General features: G+C 69.1%; 12 protein-coding genes. 10 read left to right on the forward strand and 2 right to left on the reverse strand.

All coding sequences use genetic code 11. From position 1 onward, the window contains the following. The first annotated feature begins 104 nt into the window (after positions 1–104). The 8 genes from ACWGDX_RS30230 (at position 105) to ACWGDX_RS30265 (ending at position 11,788) form a co-directional block, all read left to right on the forward strand. Positions 105–1,349: an aminotransferase class I/II-fold pyridoxal phosphate-dependent enzyme gene (locus ACWGDX_RS30230; RefSeq protein WP_453630678.1), complete on the forward strand. Its 1,245-nt coding sequence runs from the start codon at positions 105–107 to the stop codon at positions 1,347–1,349. Further along, positions 1,346–2,524 carry a 3,5-dihydroxyphenylacetyl-CoA synthase DpgA gene (dpgA, locus tag ACWGDX_RS30235; protein ID WP_453630679.1) on the forward strand — a complete coding sequence of 393 codons (1,179 nt, stop codon included), beginning with the start codon at positions 1,346–1,348 and terminating at the stop codon, positions 2,522–2,524. Before ACWGDX_RS30230 ends, dpgA begins: the two co-directional genes overlap by 4 nt. Positions 2,525–2,550: 26 nt before the next feature. Then, the gene (gene dpgB, locus ACWGDX_RS30240; RefSeq protein WP_453630681.1) at positions 2,551–3,387 is read left to right on the forward strand and encodes an enoyl-CoA-hydratase DpgB; all 837 of its coding nucleotides are present in this window, start codon (positions 2,551–2,553) and stop codon (positions 3,385–3,387) included. Next, complete coding sequence (gene dpgC / locus ACWGDX_RS30245) at positions 3,384–4,700, forward strand: (3,5-dihydroxyphenyl)acetyl-CoA 1,2-dioxygenase DpgC (protein ID WP_453630683.1); 1,317 nt, start codon at positions 3,384–3,386, stop codon at positions 4,698–4,700. The genes dpgB and dpgC overlap by 4 nt, the downstream gene beginning before the upstream one ends. Next, the gene (locus ACWGDX_RS30250; RefSeq protein ID WP_453630685.1) at positions 4,697–6,133 is read left to right on the forward strand and encodes an aminotransferase-like domain-containing protein; all 1,437 of its coding nucleotides are present in this window, start codon (positions 4,697–4,699) and stop codon (positions 6,131–6,133) included. The genes dpgC and ACWGDX_RS30250 overlap by 4 nt, the downstream gene beginning before the upstream one ends. A gap of 201 nt (positions 6,134–6,334) precedes the next feature. Next, a complete protein-coding gene (locus tag ACWGDX_RS30255) occupies positions 6,335–9,661 on the forward strand; it encodes an amidohydrolase family protein (protein ID WP_453630686.1) in 3,327 nt (1,108 codons plus the stop codon). A 415-nt stretch (positions 9,662–10,076) separates the two neighbouring features. Then, a complete protein-coding gene (locus tag ACWGDX_RS30260; RefSeq protein WP_453630688.1) occupies positions 10,077–11,255 on the forward strand; it encodes a hypothetical protein in 1,179 nt (392 codons plus the stop codon). Then, positions 11,252–11,788 (forward strand): hypothetical protein, encoded by a 537-nt coding sequence (locus ACWGDX_RS30265; protein WP_453630690.1) that lies wholly within the window; start codon positions 11,252–11,254, stop codon positions 11,786–11,788. Before ACWGDX_RS30260 ends, ACWGDX_RS30265 begins: the two co-directional genes overlap by 4 nt. A gap of 11 nt (positions 11,789–11,799) precedes the next feature. Here the strand turns inward: ACWGDX_RS30265 and ACWGDX_RS30270 are convergent, their stop codons facing one another. Continuing rightward, positions 11,800–14,325 carry a tetratricopeptide repeat protein gene (locus ACWGDX_RS30270; RefSeq protein WP_453630692.1) on the reverse strand — a complete coding sequence of 842 codons (2,526 nt, stop codon included), beginning with the start codon at positions 14,323–14,325 and terminating at the stop codon, positions 11,800–11,802. Positions 14,326–14,551: 226 nt separating this feature from the next. Here ACWGDX_RS30270 and ACWGDX_RS30275 point away from each other — a divergent pair, with 226 nt between their 5' ends. Further along, positions 14,552–17,563, forward strand: a complete 3,012-nt coding sequence (locus ACWGDX_RS30275) for an AfsR/SARP family transcriptional regulator (RefSeq protein ID WP_453630693.1) — start codon at positions 14,552–14,554, stop codon at positions 17,561–17,563. Positions 17,564–18,440: 877 nt separating this feature from the next. Here ACWGDX_RS30275 and ACWGDX_RS30280 read toward each other — a convergent pair. After that, positions 18,441–19,766, reverse strand: coding sequence for a cytochrome P450 family protein (locus ACWGDX_RS30280; protein WP_453630695.1), 1,326 nt, complete (start codon positions 19,764–19,766; stop codon positions 18,441–18,443). A gap of 124 nt (positions 19,767–19,890) precedes the next feature. Between ACWGDX_RS30280 and ACWGDX_RS30285 the strand changes: the two genes are divergently transcribed. Beyond that, the gene (locus tag ACWGDX_RS30285; RefSeq protein WP_453630697.1) at positions 19,891–20,433 is read left to right on the forward strand and encodes a flavoprotein; all 543 of its coding nucleotides are present in this window, start codon (positions 19,891–19,893) and stop codon (positions 20,431–20,433) included. Positions 20,434–20,520: the final 87 nt, after the last annotated feature.

Below are 20,520 nucleotides of genomic sequence, written 5' to 3' on the forward strand. Positions count from 1 at the left end.
CGGATACGCCGTCGGACCACCGCGGCGGACGCGACGGAGCGACCGCGCGGACCGGGTGGCGTGACGCCCTCAGCAACATCCCCAGATACCACTGGAGATATCCGATGCCGCGTACGACCGAACGAAGCAACTGGGTATCAACGCGCGTCGACAAGACGTCGGACGCGCTGACCCGGGCCATCGCCGCCGATCTGACCAGCCATGTCTTCGCCGCCCGGGAGGGCAAGGAGGTGATCCTCGCCGACGGCTCGCGCGCGGTCGAGTTCATCTCCTGCTCCTATCTCGGCCTCGACACCCACCCGGCGCTGGTGGAGGCCGCCGTCACCACGCTCCGCCGGGTCGGGGTGCAGTTCTCCTCGTCGCGCACCCGGATGCGTTACGAGGATCTGGAGGCCCTGGAAAGCCTGCTCGGCGCCATCTACGGCGACCGCCACGCCACCTGTTTCACCGCCGTCGGCAGCGTCCATCTCGGCGTACTGCCGCTGCTGGGCAGCGGTGTGCTGCCCAGCTACCCGATCGCGGGGAACGGCGCCGCGTTCCTCATCGAGCGGACCGCGCACGCCTCCCTCCAGGTGCTGCGCGGGGTACTCGAACAGATCGGCACCGTCGACCGCTTCGACTGCGAGCGGCCGGACGAGCTGGCGGCCGGGCTGGCGGCGGTCCAGGAGGCCGGGCGCACCCCGGTCGTCCTCGTCGACGGCGTCGGATCCATGGGCGGTCTGATCGACGTACGCGGGCTGTACGACCTGTGCGCGGCGGCCGGGGGATATCTCTACGTGGACGACGCGCACGGGGTGTCGATCACGGGGGCGCGCGGGGCGGGCTTCGCGTACGAGGAGTTCCGCGGCCTGCCGGGCGGACTGCCCGGGTCGGTGGTGCTCGTCGGCTCCCTCGCCAAGGCCTTCGGCGGGAGCAACGGCGGCTTCGTGGTGCTGAACAGCGAGGAGGACTCCGTACAGCTCCGCAAGTTCGGCAATCCGCTGATCTTCGGCGGCCCCATCGCCCTGCCCGTCGTCAGCGCCTGCCGGGTCTCGGCGGAGCTGCATCTCGACGGTACGGTCGCGCGGCTCCAGCGGGACCTGTGGCGCAACACGGAACTCTTCGACTCCCGCACCGGCGGCGCACTGTTCAACGCGGGCACCCGCTCCCCCATCCGCGGGGCGTTCTTCGAGAACGAGGAGGACGCGCTGCTGGCGGCGGGGCGGCTGCGCAAGGCGGGCATCATCGTGACCCCGGCGTTCTTCCCCACCGTGGCGAAGGGCAGCGGTCTGATCAGGATGGCCGTCTCCGCCCTGCACACCGCCGAACAGATCGAACTGGCCACCAACGAGCTGGGGGTGGGGGCGTGACGACGGGTACCGCACGCGCGGCGGCGGACACCACGCGTACGGCGGCGACGGGCGCTTCGCCCACAGCGGCGGAAGGCGCGCGGCTCAGTACGGCGAACGCCGGGCCCCGGCCCGCCGTCGTCGGCTTCGGCACCGCCACCCCCGCCAACTCGTACACCCAGCGGGAGATGCTGGAACTCTTCCGGATCGAGGACCCCCGCATCCGGTCCGTCTTCCTCAACAGCGCGATAGAACGGCGCTATCTGACGCTGCCGCCCGAACTCGCGGACGGCACCCGCGCGACCGAGACCCAGGGCGAACTGCTCGCCAAGCACAAGGAGCAGGGGGTACGGATCGCCGCCCACGCGCTGGAGACAGCACTCAAACGGGCCGGCCTCTGCCTCGCCGACGTGGGCTATCTGTGCTGTGTGACCACCACAGGACTGCTCACCCCGGGCTTCTCGGCCCTGCTGATCAGGGAGTTGGGGCTGCCGGTCTCGGCGAGCAGGCTCGATGTCGTGGGCATGGGCTGCAACGCCGGGCTCAACGCGCTCAACGCCGTCGCGTCCTGGTCGGCGGCCAACCCCGGGCAGGCGGCGGTCATGGTCTGCGCGGAGGTCTGCTCCGCCGCGTACGTCTTCGACGGCACCATGCGCACCGCCGTCGTCAACAGCCTCTTCGGGGACGGCGCCGCGGCGATCGCGATGGTCACCGACCCGGCGGCCGTGGATCCTCCCGAGGAGGACGCCCCGCCGACGGGCACGCTGCTGAGGTTCGCCAGCCGGATCATCCCCGACGCGGTGGAGGCGATGCGCTACGACTGGGACGACACGCACGGCAAGTTCAGCTTCTTCCTGGACCGCGATGTCCCCTATGTCGTCGGCGCGCACGCCGAGGAGGTGGTCGGCCGGCTGCTCGCCGGCACCGGTCTGAGGCGCCCCGACATCGCCCACTGGCTGGTGCACTCGGGCGGCAAGAAGGTCATCGACTCGGTCAAGGTCAATCTGGGACTGAGCCCCCACGCCGTGCGCCACACCACCGGGGTGCTGCGCGACTACGGGAATCTGTCGAGCGGATCCTTTCTCTTCTCCTACGAGCGGCTGATGGAGGAGGGCCGGGTGCGCCGCGGTGACTACGGCGTACTGATGACGATGGGCCCCGGCTCCACGATCGAGACGGCGTTGGTCCAGTGGTGACCCCTTACGCGAAGGATGAAGGAACCATGACTGTGTCCGGCATACGCGACCGGGCCGCCGCGGTCCTGACGGTCGGCGGGGACGAGGAGCTGACTCCCGGACTGGTGGCCAGGGTGAAGGCCGTGGCCGAGGAGGCGGAGGGCGCCGACGGCGGAGTGGTGCTGCTCCTGCTGGGCGGCGGCACGGGCGGCGGCGACGGCACCGGCGGCGACGGCCCGGGTGAACGGGGGGACGGTACGGACTCCGGCGAGCGGTCGGGTACGGCCGGCTCCGGCGAGCGGGCGGAAGCCGCGGCCGTCGCGGGCGGCTCGCCTGTCGCGGGCGGCTCCGCGGGCGGCTCGCCCGTCGGTACGGGTATCCATCTCGTCAACACCTGGGAGCGCGCGCTGCGACGGCTGGAGACGGCCGACCGCCCCACGCTGGCCCTGGTGACGGGCGTCTGCACGGGACCCGCGCTGGAGACCCTGCTCATCGCCGACCACCGGATCGCCGACGGCACCGTACGGCTGCGGCTCGCGGGCGGCGAGGACGGCGCCTGGCCGGGCACCGCCGTACACCGGCTGGCCCGGCAGATCGGTACGGCCAGGGCCCGGCGGCTGCTGCTGCGGCGCCCCTGGCTGGACGCGGAGCTGGCGGCCGGACTGGATCTGGTGGACGAGACGGTGACGGATCCCCAGGAGGCCCTGGAGCGTGCGGCGGCGGTGTCCGAGGAGCTGTCGGCCGTGCCCGGACGCGAATGGTCGATCCGGCGCAGGCTGCTGTTCGACGCCACCCTCAGCTACGAGGAGGCGCTGGGCGCGCATCTGGCCGCCTGCGACCGCAGCCTGCGCCGCCGTGACCCGGTCGGGACGGGGGCCCGGTGAGCGGCGACGGCCTCACCGCCGCCGCCCAGGCCCTGGCCGTGGAGATCCGTACCCGCGAGGCGCCGCTCGCCGCCCTCCCGTCGCGCTCCGGACGCTCCGAGGAGGAGCAGGGCCGGGCCGCCGCGATCCACCGCGTCTGCCGTGGACTGCGCGCCTCCTTCCTCCGTACGCATGCCGCCGCGGTCTACGACCGGCTGACGGCGGGACGTACCGGCAGGCTCGGGCTCACCGAGCTGGCCGGGGCGGCGGCCGAGGCGTTCCCCGGTCTGGTGCCCACCCGCGCCGAGCTGGACGAGGAACTGCGCCACACCCAGGCGGAGAAGGAAGGCCGGGAGATCGACCAGGGCATCTTCTTCCGGGAGATCCTGCGGCTGCCGGAAGCGGGCGGGCATCTCGTCGACGTCCTGCGCGACCCGACCCCCCGGGCACGCGGACTGCTGCCGGACTTCCGCGCCACCGGCCGGGCCGAACTGGGCAAGGTCACCGTGGAGCGGCGCGGTGACGCGGGCCATGTGACCTTCCACAACGAGTCCTGTCTCAACGCCGAGGACAATGAGCTGATCGCCCAGTTCGAGATCGCCGTCGACCTCGTGCTCCTGGACGACGGCATCCGGGTGGGGGTGCTGCGCGGCGGGCCCATGACCCATCCGCGCTACCGGGACCGCCGGATCTTCAGCGCGGGCGTCAATCTCGCCGATCTCCACCACGGCCGTATCTCGTTCACCGGTTTCCTGCTCCAGCGCGAGCTGGGCTGCATCAGCAAGATGTACCGGGGCCTCTCGACCGAGGGGCGGCCCGACACCTTCCCGGCCCATGGCACGGAGAAGCCCTGGATCGCGGCGGTCGACACCTTCGCGATCGGCGGCGGGGCCCAGCTGCTGCTGGTGATGGACAAGGTGATCGCCGCCGCCGACTCGTATCTCAGTCTGCCCGCGGCCCAGGAGGGCATCGTGCCGGGCGCGGCGAACTTCCGGCTGGGCCGGCTGACCGGTGGCCGGGTCGCCCGTCAGCTGGTGCTCGGCGGCCGGAAGATCTGGGCCCATGAGCCGGACGCGCGGCTGCTGGTGGACGAGGTCGTCGACCCCAGGGCGATGGACCGCGCGGTGGAGGAGGCGGTGGCGCGGCTGGCGGCGCCCGCCGTGCTCGCCAACCGGCGGATGCTGCGTCTCTCGGAGGAGCCCGTCGACGCGTTCCGTTCGTATATGGCGGAGTTCTCGCTCGCGCAGGCGCAGCGGCTGTACGGGGAGGACGTGCTCGACAAGGTGGGCCGGTTCACGACGGGACCGTCGGCCGCGAAGGAGGCCGTACGGTGACCATCCGGACCGGTACCGGTACCGCGAACGCGAAGGCGAAGGCGAACGGGACCCAGCCCACGACCGAAGCCGGAGCGGGATCGGGAGCCGTACTGCGCCGTGACGCCCTGCACGGCTCGCTCGGTTCCCCCGCCATGGGGTCGATCAACTTCCTCAACGAGGTGATGGGCCGCTTCCCCGACGCGATCTCCTTCGCCCCGGGCGCCCCGCACACCAGCTTCTTCGCCGAGATCGACACCGCCCGCCACACCGCCCGCTATCTGCGCCATCTGGAGGAGGAGCGGGGGCTGGGGCGTGAGCAGGCCGAGCGGCTGCTCTACCAGTACGGGCCGAGCCGGGGTCTGATCAACGCGCTGGTGGCCGACGCCCTCCGTACCGACCAGGGCATCGACGTACCGCCGGAGTCCCTGGTCATCACGGTCGGCTGCCAGGAGGCGATGCTGCTGGCGCTCCGGGCGCTCGTCGCGTCGCCGGCGGATCTCGTCGCGGTCGTCAACCCCTGCTTCGTCGGACTCTCCGGGGCGGCCTCGGTGCTCGGGGTGGACCTGGTGCCGGTCGACGACACGGAGGAGGACACCGGCGGCACCGGCGGCGCTGGCGGCGGCACCGGCGGCACCGAGGGCGGGATCGACTTCGCCCAATTGGACGAGGTGTGCCGGGCCGCCCGGCGCGCGGGACGCCGTATCCGGGCGCTGTACGCCGCGCCCGACTTCTCCAACCCGTCCGGCGGCTTCATGAGTCTGGAGGCCCGCCACCGGCTGCTCGCCGTCGCCGAGCGGGAGGACTTCCTCGTACTGGAGGACAACGCCTACGCGTTCACGGCGGAGCAGCCGGGCGCGCTGCCTCCGCTCAAGGCGCTGCCCGGCGGCGAACGGGTCGTCCATCTCGGCACGTTCGCCAAGGTGTGCATGCCGGGGGCCCGGGTCGGATACGTCGTCGCCGACCAGCCCGTACGCGACGCCTCGGGCCGTACGGGACTGCTCGCCGACGAACTCGCCACGCTCAAGAGCATGGTGACCGTCAACACCTCGCCCCTCTCGCAGGCCGTCATCGGCGGCATCCTGCTGGAGCACGGCGGATCGCTGGCCTCGGTCGTCCGCGCCAAGGCGGAGCTGTACCAGCGGAATCTGCGCCTGCTGCTGGACGCGCTGGACCGCGGGCTCGGTCCGGGCACGGGCGCGCCCGCCGGGGTGTCCTGGAACCGCCCGCGGGGCGGCTTCTTCGTACGGGTACGGCTGCCCGTCGCGGCGGACGAGCGGCTGCTCGAACGGTCGGCCCGGGAGTTCGGTGTGCTGTGGACGCCGATGTCGCACTTCTATCTGGGCGACGGCGGGGACCGTCAACTCCGCCTCGCGTGCAGCTATCTGGACCCGGACACGATCGAGGAAGGCGTCGTCCGGCTGACGCGCTTCCTGCACGCCGTGTGCCCGTAGGGTCTTTCGTTTGGATCTGGCTGGATCAGGGAGCGGGGTCTGGTGCCGTGGATCGCAAGGCGGAGGAGGGAGCCCACGCGGAGCGTAGGCGACCGACGACAACGCGGCGAGGCGCGGTGCCAGGGCACGCGAGCCCAGCAAGATCCAAACGAGAGGCCCTATGCGCAAGCCCTGTTCCCCGAGAGGAATCCGAAGGACGTCATGGACGACATCAGCCCGAACACCGGCCCGGACAGCGGCCCGAACAGCGGCCCGGACACCGACGCGGAGACCGTGGCAAACGCCGGGGCAGACACAGGGGCGGACACCGCGGCGGACGGCTCCCCGCCCGCCGGCCGTCCCGCCTCCGCGCGCCCGAGCAGGCGCCGCGTCCTGGTGGGAGGCGGTGTCCTGGCCGCCGGAGCGCTGGCCGCCACGGGCGCGGGCACGGGCCGGGCGACCGCGGCGGCCCCGGGCCCGCACCGGGACGGCGACGGCGACCGGGCGGGGGACGGGGACGGCCCGGCGGCCCGTACGCTCACCCTCTTCGAGGGCACGAACATGGCCGCCGCGCTCTCCCCCGACGGCACCCGTCTCGCCATCGACCTCGTCAGCGCGATCTGGGTGGTGCCCGTCGACGGCGGCGAGGCCGTCCGGCTCACCGGCGAACTCCAGGACGCCACCCAGCCGCACTGGGCCCCGGACGGGCGCGCCATCGTCTTCCACTCCTTCCGCGACGGGAGCTACCAGCTCTGGTCCGTACGGCCCGACGGCACCGGGCTCACCCGGCTCACCGACGACGCCTACGACAACCGCGAGCCGCGGTACTCGCCCGACGGCGGCCGTATCGTCTTCGCCTCCGACCGGTCGGGCAGCAACGACCTGTGGCTGCTCGACCCGGCCACCGGCGCCCTGACCCGGCTCACCTCCGGCGACGACGAGGAGGGAACCCCCGCCTGGTCGTCCGACGGCACCCGGGTCGTCTGCACGGTCAACGACACGGCCGTCGACTCCGTGGACCTCGCGACCGGGGCACGCACCCGGCTGGTCACCGCGAGCGGCGACGCCAAGATCTACGGCCCGGCGCTCAGCCCGGACGGCCGGCGGCTGAGTTACGTACAGATCGCGGGCCCGCGCGCCGAGCTGATGGTCGACGGCCGGGCCGTCGTGACCGGCGCCGACGTCCATGCCCTGCGCACCTCCTGGATCTCGGCCGACGAAGTGCTCTACACCGCGAACGGGCGGATACAGCGGCTGCGGCTGAGCGGCGGCGGCACCCCTCGTACGGGCGGCACCCCTCGTACGGTGGACTTCACCGCGACGGTCACCCTCTCCCGGCCGCCCTGGCAGCACCGGGTCAGAGACTTCACGTCGACAACTCCCCAGCGGGTCAAGGGAATCGCGAGTCCGGTCGTCTCCCCCGACGGGAAGCGGATCGTCTTCCGCGCGCTGAACGCGCTCTGGGTGGCGGCGACGAGGACCGGCGCGGCCACCGGCTCCCCCGTCAAGCTGGTGGACGACGGCTTCTTCAACTCCGACCCGGACTGGTCGCCCGACGGGACGGCCGTCGTCTACGCGAGCGACCGTTCGGGCACCGCCGCCCTGTGGCGCCAGGATCTCTCCGGAGGCGAGCCGGTACGGCTGACCCGGCTGGCGGGCGCGCAGCTCACCCCCCGCTGGTCCCCCGACGGTACGAGGATCGCCTACCAGGACGAGAACGGCGGCACCTGGGTGCTGGAGCTGGCCACAGGGACCGTACGGCAGGTGCTGCCCGTCGTCTTCCAGCCCGGCCGACCCACCTGGTCCCCGGACGGCACCCGGCTCGCCATCGCCGCGAACAAGCCGTACTCCCGCCGCAACCGGGCCGGACTCAGCGAGATCCTCTCCGTGGACCTCACCACCGGTACGACCCGTTCGGAGCCCGTGGCGCCCCACCGGTCGATCGCAACCCGGGGCGACGACGGGCCCGTGTGGACCCCCGACGGACGGCACTTCGTCCTCACCATGGAGAGCACGGCCTGGCGGGTGGCCGTCGACACCACGGGAAGGATCACCGGCGCGCCCGAGCAGATCACCACGGAGGTCACCGACTCGCTCTCGGTGGACGCGCGCGGCCGGCTCCACTATCTGAGCAACGGCACGCTGCGGTCCGTCCCGGTCTCCGGCGGCACCCCGCGGACCGTATCCGTACCGCTCACCTACCGCCGTCCCGCCGGCACCCGCACGGTGGTGCTGCGGGCGGGGGCCCTCTGGGACGGCCGCGGTGACCGGCTGCGCGAGCGGGTCGACATCGTCGTCAGGGGCGACCGGATCGCCGAGATCCGCCCGGCGGGCCGGGGCCGCGGCGACGAGATCGTGGACCTCTCGGGCCTGACCGCGATGCCGGGTCTGATCGACTCGCATGTGCACTGGCACATGCGCGGCCGGCAGTGGGGCGACCGCACCGGGCGCCTGCTGCTCTCGTACGGCATCACCACCGTGCTGTCACCGGCCGACCCCGCCTATCAGATGGTGGAGACGAGGGAGGCCATCGCGTCGGGCGCGCGCGTCGGTCCCCGTTTCTTCGGTACGGGGGAGGCCCTGGACGGGGCCCGGGTCTTCTACAACAACGTACGGCCCGTCGTCGGCACCGAGCAGCTCCGGCTGGAGATGGCCCGGGTCACGGGGCTCTCCTACGATCTCGTCAAGACCTATATCCGGCTGCCCGCGCCGCTGGAGCGAGCCGTCACCCGGCAGGCCCACGAGCGCGGTCTGCCGGTCACCTCGCACTACGCCTACCCGCAGGCGGGCTACGGCATGGACGCCATGGAGCACACGGGCGGCGGCAACCGCGTCGGCTACTCGCAGACCCAGACCCGGCTGGGCCGGGCGTACCAGGACGCCGTCGCCGTACTGACCGCCGCCGGGATGCCCGTCACCTCCACGCTCCTCAACTCCTCCGTCCTGCTCGCCGACGACCGCTCACTCGTCACCGACGAACGCACCCGGCGGCTCCTGCCGCCGTGGGACTACACGGCCCTGGTGGCCAAGGCCGACGCGGCGGGCGGCCCGAGCGCCGAACTGAACCGGGCCCTGCTGGCGGGCGGCGTGGACATGCTCCTGCGTATCCACCGCGCGGGCGGCACCGTCATCGCCGGTTCGGACGCCCCGCTCGACGACCCGGCCCTCTCCCTCCACCAGAATCTGCGCGCCCTGGTCCAGGGCGGCTTCACCCCCCACGAGGCCCTCCGCACCGCCACGGCCAACCCGGCGCGGCGCATGGGCGTCTCCTCCCAGCTCGGCGCACTCGCCCCCGGCATGCTCGCCGACCTGGTCTTCGTCGAGGGCGACCCGCTCCGCGACATCACCGCGGCGGCGGCCGTACGGACGGTGGTGACGGCGGGCACACCGCACACGGTCCCCGCGCTCCTGGCCCCCTTCACCGCCACCCCCGCGAAGGACAGCGACCCCGCCCCCAACCCGACGGCCCCCACCCTGGTCTCCCGGGAAACCACCCGCCGCCACGCCTGGCACGACCCCCGCCCCCACGGATCGGGCTGCCTCTGCTGACGGCCGCCTCCGCTTGTTCCCACGCGGCCTGCGCAGTAGCTGAGTCCCGCTCTGCCACATGTGCTCCTCGATGGGGTGACCTTCCCTCGTGCCTTCCTGCTCCGTGAGGTCGACGGAGCAGGAAGGCATCCGCGCAGTCCACCCCACAGATCCGTCGGTTCAGCACCTCCTGGCCACGGCGCGCCTCCGATGTGCCGAACCTTGAGCCTCATCGCGACTCCCCAGGTGACACGGCCTGTCAGGGCTCTTCAAGGTTTCTGCAAGGATCCGGCAGGTGTTCCGTCCCCACGGACGGAAATAGCCCCCGGCGGAAGAGAATCCGCAGAGAGTCACGGGGGACACCATGTCTGCGTTAGGCACGTCGAATACGACTGGGCAACAACCATTCGCAGAATCACGTCAGTGGCTGACGCTCGTGGGGCGCAAAAGGGTGCTGGCCATTGCTCATACCCTCACCTACGCGAAGCGGCTCCTCGATGTCCTGTCGCTGTTGGAGGCCGACTTCCGGGTGCAGGTGGTCTTCACGGTGCCACCGCATGTCTTCGGCGACGAAGTACCTCGCTTCCTTGAAAACTTGGGAAGCGCGGTGCTGCCGTGGGAGGAGGCCAAACGTGTGAGATTCGACCTGGCGCTGGCTGCCGGTCCGCAAGGAGTCGGAGACGTACAAGCTCCCCTCATCGCGCTACCGCACGGCGCCAATTACCTGAAACGCATCGCCGGAGCCGGGCCGGCGGAGGCAGGTGTCGCGGGGCTGCGCAGGAAAGACATCATGCCGGATGGCAAGACGCTTCCCGCGGCCCTCGTCGTACCGCACGACGACGAGCTGCGGGAACTGGCACGGTCCTGCCCGGAGGCCCTGCCGGTCGCGCGTGTGATCGGCGATCCGGCTCATGACCGCATCCGGGCGAGCCTGCCGCTACGAAGCGCATACCGCCGGGCGCTCGGGCTCACGGATGGGCAGGAACTGGTCGTCCTCGCTTCGACTTGGGGGCCGCGCTCGTCCTTCGGACGGATCGAGACGCTGCTTCCACGGCTGATCAATGAGCTGCCGGCCGACCGGTACCGTACCGCCGTACTCGTCCACCCCAACGTGTGGTCGGGACATGGGCCTTGGCAGGTTCACGCGTGGCTGGCGCAGTGCAGCCGGCAGGGGATCGCGGTCGTACCGCCGGAGGCCGACTGGCGGAGCGTACTCGTCGCGGCGGACCTGATCCTCGGAGACCACGGGTCCGTCACACTGTACGGAACGCTCACCGGAGCCCCGATCCTGCTGAGCGGCTCGCCGGAGGAAGAGATCAATCCCGCGTCTCCGGCCGCCGCGCTCGCCCTTACGGCGCCGACCCTCTCCCCCACCCACCCGCTGGTCGGCCAACTCGACTACGCGGCAGCCGAATACCGCAGGGAGGAGTACTCCGTCATCGCCTCCCGTATCACCTCGGAACCGGGTGGCTTCAATCGACGGATGCGGCGGCTGATGTACGAAATCCTCGGGCTGGGACAACCGGCGTACGAGCCGCTGACCACGCCGCTGCCCTCACCGCCCCCGCTGGAAAATTGGACCAGCACCTCCGCGCGGCAGGAGAGGTCGGCGTGAACCGTTTCATCAGCGTCGAACTAAGTGAACACGGCGACGAATCCCACCAGTCGGAAAGTCGGCGCAAGATCGGCTGCCGATTGCGGGATCCGGACGTACCCGCGCTCACCATGACCATAGTCACGGCCACCGGCACATACGTCGCCGTCGCCAGCGCTCTTCCTCACGCGCTCCTGAATGCCGGTAGTGTCGATGAACACCTCGCGGTGGATCTCGACGCAGGTAAAGCACAGTCCCAGCTCGACTGCGCCGATGTACTGCACGGCAGCCGACCTCAGCCGACAGCGGAAGCGCTTCGAAGGCTCACGGCCGTGACGGCCGCTCACCGCGGCTGCCTGCTCGCCGCGATCCCCCTCATCGGCGGCGGCTGGGCGGTCATGACCAGCGAGGACCTGTGCCTGGTCACCTGCCGTACAACGCGGAGTTCGACGAGGGCTGAGCAGTCGCTGTTCCCGTCGTGCATACATGCCTGGCTCGTGGCTGGCCACTCGCTGCGGGAACTGGAATCCGCCACGGTGGTGCTGCACAGCTGAAACAAAGTCACTCAGGGAGTGGCACCCATCGACGGAGGACCGGCCGGAGGCCCGCCCAGGCTGTCCAGTCGGTCCTTCAGCCGACGCGCGTCGGCGGGGCTGGTGACCCCGTGCAGCGCCAGGGCATGTGCGTAGGACTCTGCGGCCGTGGCGGTGTCGCGGTGATCACAGGCGCTGTCGCCGATCATCTCCAGCGCCCTGGCCTGCCAGTGGAAGGACCCGGACGAGGTGAACACTGCCAGGGCCTCGGCAAGTTGGGCCACACCTGTCTCGTACTCACCCGCGCGGACCCGTGCGCGACCGAGGAAGGCGAGGGCACGGGCGGTGTCGTGCGGATCGTTCACAGCCGTGAGCGTGTCATGGGCCTGAATGAAGAACTGGACAGCCTCTTGAGGTTCGTCCAGCGCGAGCGCGATCTCGCCCAGCGCGATCTGTGAAAGAGCCGCACCTCTCACGTATCCGCAGCTCTCCCAGGCGCTGATGGCACCCGTCAGATAGGGAACGGCCGCTTCCAGGCGACCGGCGTCCCGACAACACGTACCCAGACCGTGCAAGGCCTGCCCCTCGTCCCGTACATCCCCGGCTTCACGCGCCGCCTGAAGTGATTCCCCATACCAGGTGATCGCGTCATCGATCCGGTCTGCGGCGCCCAGGCCAATAGCGCCGGAGTTGAGCATCTGACGCTCAGCCGTCCTGTTGCCGACTCGCCGTGCGGCGGCGAGACCGATCTCGTGAGCCTCGATCCAGAGGTCGTAGTGGCGGCGGCGCAAAAACAGGGGCCAGGCGGCGTCAACGAGTTGCCAGGCCACATCGTGCCATCCGATGTCCGCAGCGCTCCGCACGACGGCCATCAGATCCAGCCGATGCGCGTCAAGCCAGCTGAGCGCACCCACGTCGTCGGCGAAGGGCAGCGGAAGGTCGGACGGATGGACATAGTCCCTGGGGAGCGTGAACTGGGCCGGTGTGAGTCGTATCTCCGCCTCGGTCACGGTCGCCAGATACCAGTCGCAGACCCGCCGCAGGGTCTCGACCTGTGCCTGTCCGCTTTCATCCCTGGCGGCGCGGTCCCGTGCATGGGCTCGTACGAGATCATGGAAGCGACAACTGTCCGGGCCGATATCTTCGACTAGGTTGGCTTCGATCAGTTCGTCCAGCAGACGCTCCGCGGACTCGATCGAGCCCGCACAGGCCGTCGCCGCGATCCAGTTGTCGAACGTTTGCACCGGTAGCAGGCCAAGCCGTCGGTACAGGCGAGCGGCATCTGCGGTGAGCACGGCGTACGAAGCGTCGAGAGCGTTGCGCACCGCGACTTCTCCTTCGATTTCGAGTACGGAGAGCGGCCCCGCGTCCCCCGCCAGCGCATCCGCCATGGTCTGGAGCCGCTGGCGGGGCCGTGCCGCCAGGCGTGCGGACACCAGACACAGAGCCAGTGGCAGCCCGGCACAGAGAGACACCACCTCACGCGCCGCGCCGAGCTCACCGACGGCACGACGTCTGCCGATCCCGTGCTTGAGAAGTTCGAGACTCGTGGCAGGATCAAGCACTTCGAGCGGCTGGAACACCGCGCCGTCGACGCCAAGTCCGGTCAGTCGCCGTCGACTCGTCACCACGACAAGGCCATCGGGCCCGCCGGGCAGCAGCGGACGGATCTGCGCGGCCGTGAACGCATTGTCCAGCATGATCACCATACGCAGCCCAGCGGTCACGGAACGCCACAGCGCCGCCTGCTCGACGGGATCCACGGGAACCGATACGACGCCAAGGGCTCGCAGGAACTGCCCCAGAATCTCACCCGGCGCCGCCGGACCGACGGTCTCTTCCGGTGCGGCGGCCAAGGCGGCGCCGACCGGCTCCGTCCTGGTGTTCACGTGTCCTCTCAGGTCGGCGTACACCTGTCCATCGGGAAAAACTTCGTCCACCGAATGCAGCCACTTGGAGACCAGGGTCGTCTTGCCCACACCTGCCGGACCACTGACCACGACAAGTAGCTGCGCCGAGCCCGACTTTTGCAGGAGGAGTCGGTTCAACCCTCCCAGCTCACGTTCCCGGCCCGTGAAATGTGCGGGTACGGACAAAAGTTGCCGGGGTACCGACGGGCGGAGGGCGGGAAGGGGAGTCGGAGACACGGGCCCGGCATGAATGTGGATGCCGCCCTGTACATCGTGTGCCTGTACGGACGGCCCATACAACTGCGCCATTCCATCGATGGCGCTCATATGGATGCCGCTCGTGCCGTACACCTGGGGTTCGGCCGTCTGCCGCAGCGTGCGCCGGGCCAACCGGGCAAGCCCCACCGACAGACTCGGCCGCGTATGCGCGTCCGCAATCAGCGCCTCGGCGAGGAGCTGGCGGGACAGCAGGTCATCCGGCGACGTCGCTGCTCGCTGCCACGCTTCGGAAACGACACCCCCCACAGTCGATTCCGCGCCAATCAGCGCCGAAAGCTCCTGCCAGGCATGCCGGCCACCTTCATCCCGTCCTTGGGTGAAGACGCGCCTGAGCACACCCATCACCTCGGCGGCCGTGACAGATTCCATGGGCCCCCCGCCGTTAAACCGCCTTATGCGCCAAAGATGTTGGCACTACTCCTCGCCGCTATGAGTCCTATACGTATTTCACTACCCCGCTCATGGCCAGAAGAAGACATAACTCGATCACTGGCGAAAACAGATCGGCTAGTTCCGCCCACTGCCGTCTGGCGGTCATCCATGGAGCGTGACATGCTCATCAAAATATGAAGGACCAGCAGCGAGAGGGGCGCTGGTGGACTTCCAGCTTCTCGGCCCGGTCGAACTCAGCAATAACGGACACCCACTGGACCTGGGATCCGACAAACAGCGCTGTTTGATCGCCGCACTTGCGCTCGACGTGGGACGTCCCATTCCTTTGGACACGCTCGTCGATCACCTCTGGGACGGCGATCCTCCGCTGAGGGCGCGCGAGAACACGCACACGTACATCTCACGCACCCGGCAACGTCTGCGCCGTGCCGGGGCGAGCTCCGACGCACCGCACATCACGCGCCGAGCACACACGTACACCTTGGAGGCCGATCCCGAGACGATCGACTGGCACCGTTGTCGACGCCTCTACGCAGAGGCGCGGGCCGCGTCCGACGTCGGCGAAGATGAGAAGACCGTAGCTCGGCTCGCCGAGGCGGAAGGCCTGTGGAAAGGGGCCGAGGCACTCGCCGGGCTGCCCGGCGCCTGGGCCGAGAGGGTACGTAAGACCCTGTCGGAGAAGCGTCTCGGGGCCACCGTCTCCGGTGTCGCCGCGTCACTGCGGCTCGGCCGCTTCACCGAGGTAGTCGGTGAGTTGTCGGAACTGGTCGACCAGCACCCCACCGATGAAGGCTTGATCGGTCACCTGATGATCGCGTGTTACGGCAGCGGCAGATACGCCGACGCGCTGCGCGTCCATCAACAGGCACGGCAAGCACTGCTGGCCGAATTCGGTTCAACACCCGGCGCCGACCTGGATCGCATCCACAACGGCATTCTCAACCGATTCCCGGTCGATGACCTCATCCGGCGCTCGGTACGAGGCCGTACGCGGGATTCCGCGGTGGACGGCCCCCTCGTGGAGGGCACCGAACCTCTTGAGTCAGCCCCGGCCCGCCCTCCGGCGTCCCACTCCGCACCACCGAGGAACCTGCCTCGGCAGACCCCCCTGGTCGGACGGCGGGAAGAACTTCGAGCACTGAGCGCTGCGATCAACAGCATCGACGGAGACGGATCCGTTGTCACGCTGGAAACGGTGTCTGGTATGGCCGGAGTCGGGAAGACCGCGATAGCGGTGCACGCGGCAAACCAGTTCGCCGAGCACTTCCCGGACGGACAACTATATGTGGACTTAAGGGGACATTCGCAGGTTCAAGAGCCACTGACCGCCGAGGCGGCCCTCGCCCTGCTGCTTCGCCTCATGGGCACACCCGCCGCCGCGATCCCTACGGAACTGGAAGAGCGTACCGCCCTGTGGCGGACCATGCTTGCGGACCGCCGTTCCATCATCGTGCTGGACGACGCGGCCAATCCCGAGCAGGTCCGGCCGCTCCTGCCTGGCGACTCTCCGTCTCTCACCATAGTCACCAGCCGTCGCCATCTGGTCGGCCTGCCGGATGCCCACCCGGTACCACTGGACGCGCTGCCCCCTGGCGACGCGATCGCGCTGTTCCGGAAGTTCACAGGCAAGGACCGCACACAGGACACCAGGGAAATAGCCGGGATTGTGCGCCTCTGCGGCTATTTGCCACTGGCCATCGAACTGGTCGCCAACCGCTTTCGGACACGGGCGTCCTGGACACTGACCACGCTCGGCGAACGGCTTGCACGAAGCCCTGGTCGACTCGGCCAGATCACGGACGGTTACCACTCGATGGGCCGAGCCCTGGACGTGTCATATCAGACATTACGAGCAGCTCAGCGCAGCGCGTTGCGTCGACTGAGCCTCCACCCCGGCCCGGAGTTCGGAGCAGAAGCAGCCGCTGCCCTGCTGCACCTGCCCGCCATGGAGACCGAGCAACTGCTCGACGGACTGTTGACGTGTCATCTACTTCAGGAGCCCAGACCGAACCGGTATAAAATGCATGATCTGGTCGCCGAATACGCACGTTCGCTGGCCCTTTCAGAAGACAGCGAACAGGATCGCGGCAGGGCTCTCAAGCGTCTGATCGACTTCTACATCCAGGCAGCAGACCGAGCCGACCGCCTCGCGTATCCGCGCAGGCTCCGGCTGACCACACGCGACAACAAGTCGCCCGTGCGCTCGCGTGACGCCGACGAGGCAAAGGCATGGTTCTCAACAGAGCGGAGCAACCTGCTCAGCGTTGAGGAGTATGCCCGAACGCATGGAGAACCGGACCGAGCCGCCCAACTTGGCTATCTGTTGGCCGCGTTCCTCGACGCCGAGTGCCACTGGTCCGACTTGAGCGTCGTCGCCCAGCACACCGCCGATCACTGGGGCCGGACCGGAAACCAGCGGGCACTCTGCCAGATTCTCGTGTACTTGAGCACGACCCATGCCAATACCGCGCACTACCCGGAGGCCGCCGAGGCCGGCGAACAAGCACTGAACATGGCTCGCTCGATACGCGACAGACAGGCGGAGGCGGAGTCGCTCCGTGTGCTCGGGGTATTGCAGTGGCATATCGGAGAAAATCGCAAGGCGTTAGCACTCCTGGAGGGCTCCTTCCAGATCAAGGCCATTTCAGGGGACACCTGGGAAATCGCCCAGGGACACAACAATGTCGCCATGATGTTGCCCGCTCTGGAGGAGTACGATCAAGCACGTAAGCATTTCCAGATGGCCGCAGAAGGATTCAGGCTTGCGGGCGACAAGAGAAGCCTCGGGAAAACGCTCAGCAATTTGGGTGATCTGTATCTACGTTTCGGCGAGATGGAGGAAGCTCGTCGATCACTCGAAGAAGCCTTGATGCTCCTGGAATCGACTGGAAACGCGTACGAGAAAGCTACAGTACGAACTAATCTGGCCGACTTCCTCACAAAGACGGGTGACAGCGGATCCGCTTTACCGTTGTACAGAGAAGCTCTTGGTGAATTCCGCTCACTCGGAGATAGAAAGAGCCAGGCGAATGTCCTCATCGGCCTAGGAGAATCATATCGCGTCGCAGGTGATCGGCACGCTGCTGCGATCTGCCACCGGGACGCATATGAAATCGCCCACAAAATTGGCGCGGCGCGCGAGGAGAATCTGGCGCTCCAGGGATTGCGCAGTACAGAAGCCTCTTCGGGCGTGCAGTCGCATACCGGTGAATAGCCGTAAACAAGCCAGCCACAGCCACGGCCGAGTCAACCTTGCCCACTTATTGGTCTAGGCCAACAGCGGGTCCGCACAAGAGGGCCGCGCGCACGACAATAACGGGTCGCCCAGCAGCAACTCCCTGGTCGAGCAAACCGAAGGTCAGTGCGACACGTCACTCTCATGTATGATCATCAGCCAAGGGGGAAGAAACCTCAACAGGGAGTACTGAACACGTGGCCCGCAAGGCTTTGCCCATCGCGATGTTCCTCATCCTCGCCGTGTCAGCGACACCGGCAATGGCGACACCGGGGGATTCAACACAAACATCAGTGGTGAGCGCGCCAGAAAAACATGGCCAGCACATATATATGCCCACATCTAAGCAGCATATATACATGCCTATCTGATGAGCCTGAAGCGGGGGACGTTCTCATAGCGCCCCCGCTTTTCAATGAGCTTTCCCTTTTCTCGAACGAGCCGTGGCTTCTGTCTGCGCGAAGAAGTCGGCCCGGACGTCAGCTCTGCCGAGCCGAGTCGGGTGTCACTGACGCGGATCGGGATAGGACCAGCCGTGCGAGCCGCCCTTCGTATCATCCCCGCGCGATCTCGCAGGGGGCAGCGGCCCGTCCGAAGGGGTCACTTCACCCATTTCGCCAATTATGGTCCGCTGGACGAGCATCCCTAGCCGGGCATCCTGTGATCGCCCGGGGGCGACCGTGGACAGAGGCGCCCTCCACCGCGCCGACCGAGTGGGCTCGGGTCTGCGGGCCGGGCGATCTTGACACCGGTGAGTTGAGCGGCGAGGGAACTGATCGAGCCTCGCGTCCGCGAAGGGAGGCGGACACGGTCCTCCCGACCGGAAAAGCACGAGATACGGCCCCGCCGCGCCGTGCTACCAGCGCACCGGAAGGCGGCGCAGTCCGCGCAGCAGGCTCGGGCGCCACTCGGGGGCGGCGGAGGCGTCGTCGAGGGCGAGCCGCGGGAAGCGGTCCAGCAGCGCGGGCAGCGCGACAGCGGCTTCGAGGCGGGCGAGCGGGGCGCCGAGGCAGTGGTGGATCCCATGGCTGAAGGCGAGTTGAGCGCGGTCGGCCGCCGGGGCGCGGCGGATGTCGAAGCGGTCGGGATCGGTGAAGCGCGCCGGATCGCGATGGGCGGCGGCGAGGGAGATCACCACCCGCTCACCCTTGGGTATGGGGGTGCCGGCCAGGGTCATGGGCTCGGCGGTGTAGCGGTAGGCGGCGATCTGTACGGGCGGTTCGTAGCGGAGCGTCTCCTCGATCGCGCCCTCCAGCAGTCCGGGATCCGCGCGCAGGGCGGCGAGTTGGTCCGGATGCGTCAGGAGGAGACGGACGGCGCTGGAGATGAGGTTGACGGTCGTCTCATGGCCCGCGACCAGCAACAGGAAGGCCATGCCGAGGAGTTCGTCGGGGGAGAGGTGGTCACCGTTCTCGTCATGGGTACGGACGAGGGCGTGCAACAGATCGGTGCCGGCCGCGCCTTGGGTGTCCTCCCCGCCGTCCGCCCCGGGTGCGAGGCTCCGCTTCTCCTCGATGAGCCCGGTGAAATAGCCGGTCATCGAGGCGGCGGCAGCGGCGGCGCCCTCCGCGTCGTCGAACGCGACGATTTTGCCGGACCAGTCATGAAACGCCGCGCGGTCCGCGACCGGCACCCCGAGGAGTTCGCAGATGACGGTGATAGGCAGCGGAAAGGCGTAGGCGCCGACGAGATCGACGGGTCCGACGGGTCCACCGGGACCGACAGTCCCCACGGGTCGACCGGGTCCACCGGGACCGGCAGTCCCCACGGGTTCCACGGGTCCGTCGGAACCGGCAGCCGCGGCCATGGCGTCGAGGAGCCCGGCGGAGATCCGCTCGATACGCGGACGCAGGCTGGCGATCCGGCGCGCGGTGAACTGCCGCGAGACGAGGGCGCGCAGCCGGGTGTGGTCGGGCGGGTCGACCTGGAGCATGTTGCGGCCGATCGCGTACCCGCCGTCGCTCTCGAACTCGGCCGAGTGCCGGATGTCGTTGCGCAACCGGGGATCCGCGAGCGCGGCACGGACCGCGTCGTACCCGAGCACCATCCACACGGCCTCTCCGCCGGGCATCCGCAACCGCCGGACGGGCGCCTGGGCGCGGAGCGCCCGGTAGGCGGGATGGGGATCGGCGAAGAAGTCGGGTGCCGCGGAGGTCAGTTCAACGATCTGGTCGGCGCGCATAGAGCCTCCTCAAGAAGTGGGGACACTTCCCCGTTTCCCCATCGCCCCGACCCTACCAAGAAACGGGGACACCTCCACGGTTAAGCATGGTTCGAGGCCATCCGCATGTGGTCGACTGGACGGCATGACGAGTACGAGGACGCTGTACCTCTTCGGCAGCGCCGCACCGCCCGTGCTGGACATCGCTTCCGCGATCAGGGACGCGCACTCCCGGGGATGGGACGTGCGGTTGGGACTGACACCTACCGCGGCCCGATGGCTGGCCACGAGCCTTCCCGAACTGGCGGAGCTGACAGGCGCCCCCGTCCGATCGGAGTACAAGCTCCCAGGCGAGCCCGACGTATGGCCGCCGGCGGACGCCATCCTCCTGGCACCCGCCACGCTCAACACGATCAATCAGTGGGCGCTCGGACTGACGGAGAAGTTCGTGGTGGGCGTCGTGGCAGAGGGGATCGGCAAACGCATCCCGCTGGTGACGATGCCCTGCGTGAACGCGGCCTACGTACAACACCCGCAGTTCGAGCGGTCGATAGAGACACTGAGGAGCGCCGGCGTAACAGTGCTGTACGGACCGGGCGCCTTCGTACCGAACCAGCCGGGCGAGAAAAAGCCCTACCCCTGGGCGGCGGCCCTGACAGCGGTGGAGGCAGCGGCCGGGGCTGCCTAGATACAACCGCAGCCACGGAAACGGCCACAGGGCGGGGAGAAGGCCGGGTTCGGGGGGAAACAGCGGCTATGCCGATCTCCCCGAACT

It is taken from the genome of Streptomyces sp. NPDC055025, from assembly GCF_053608565.1.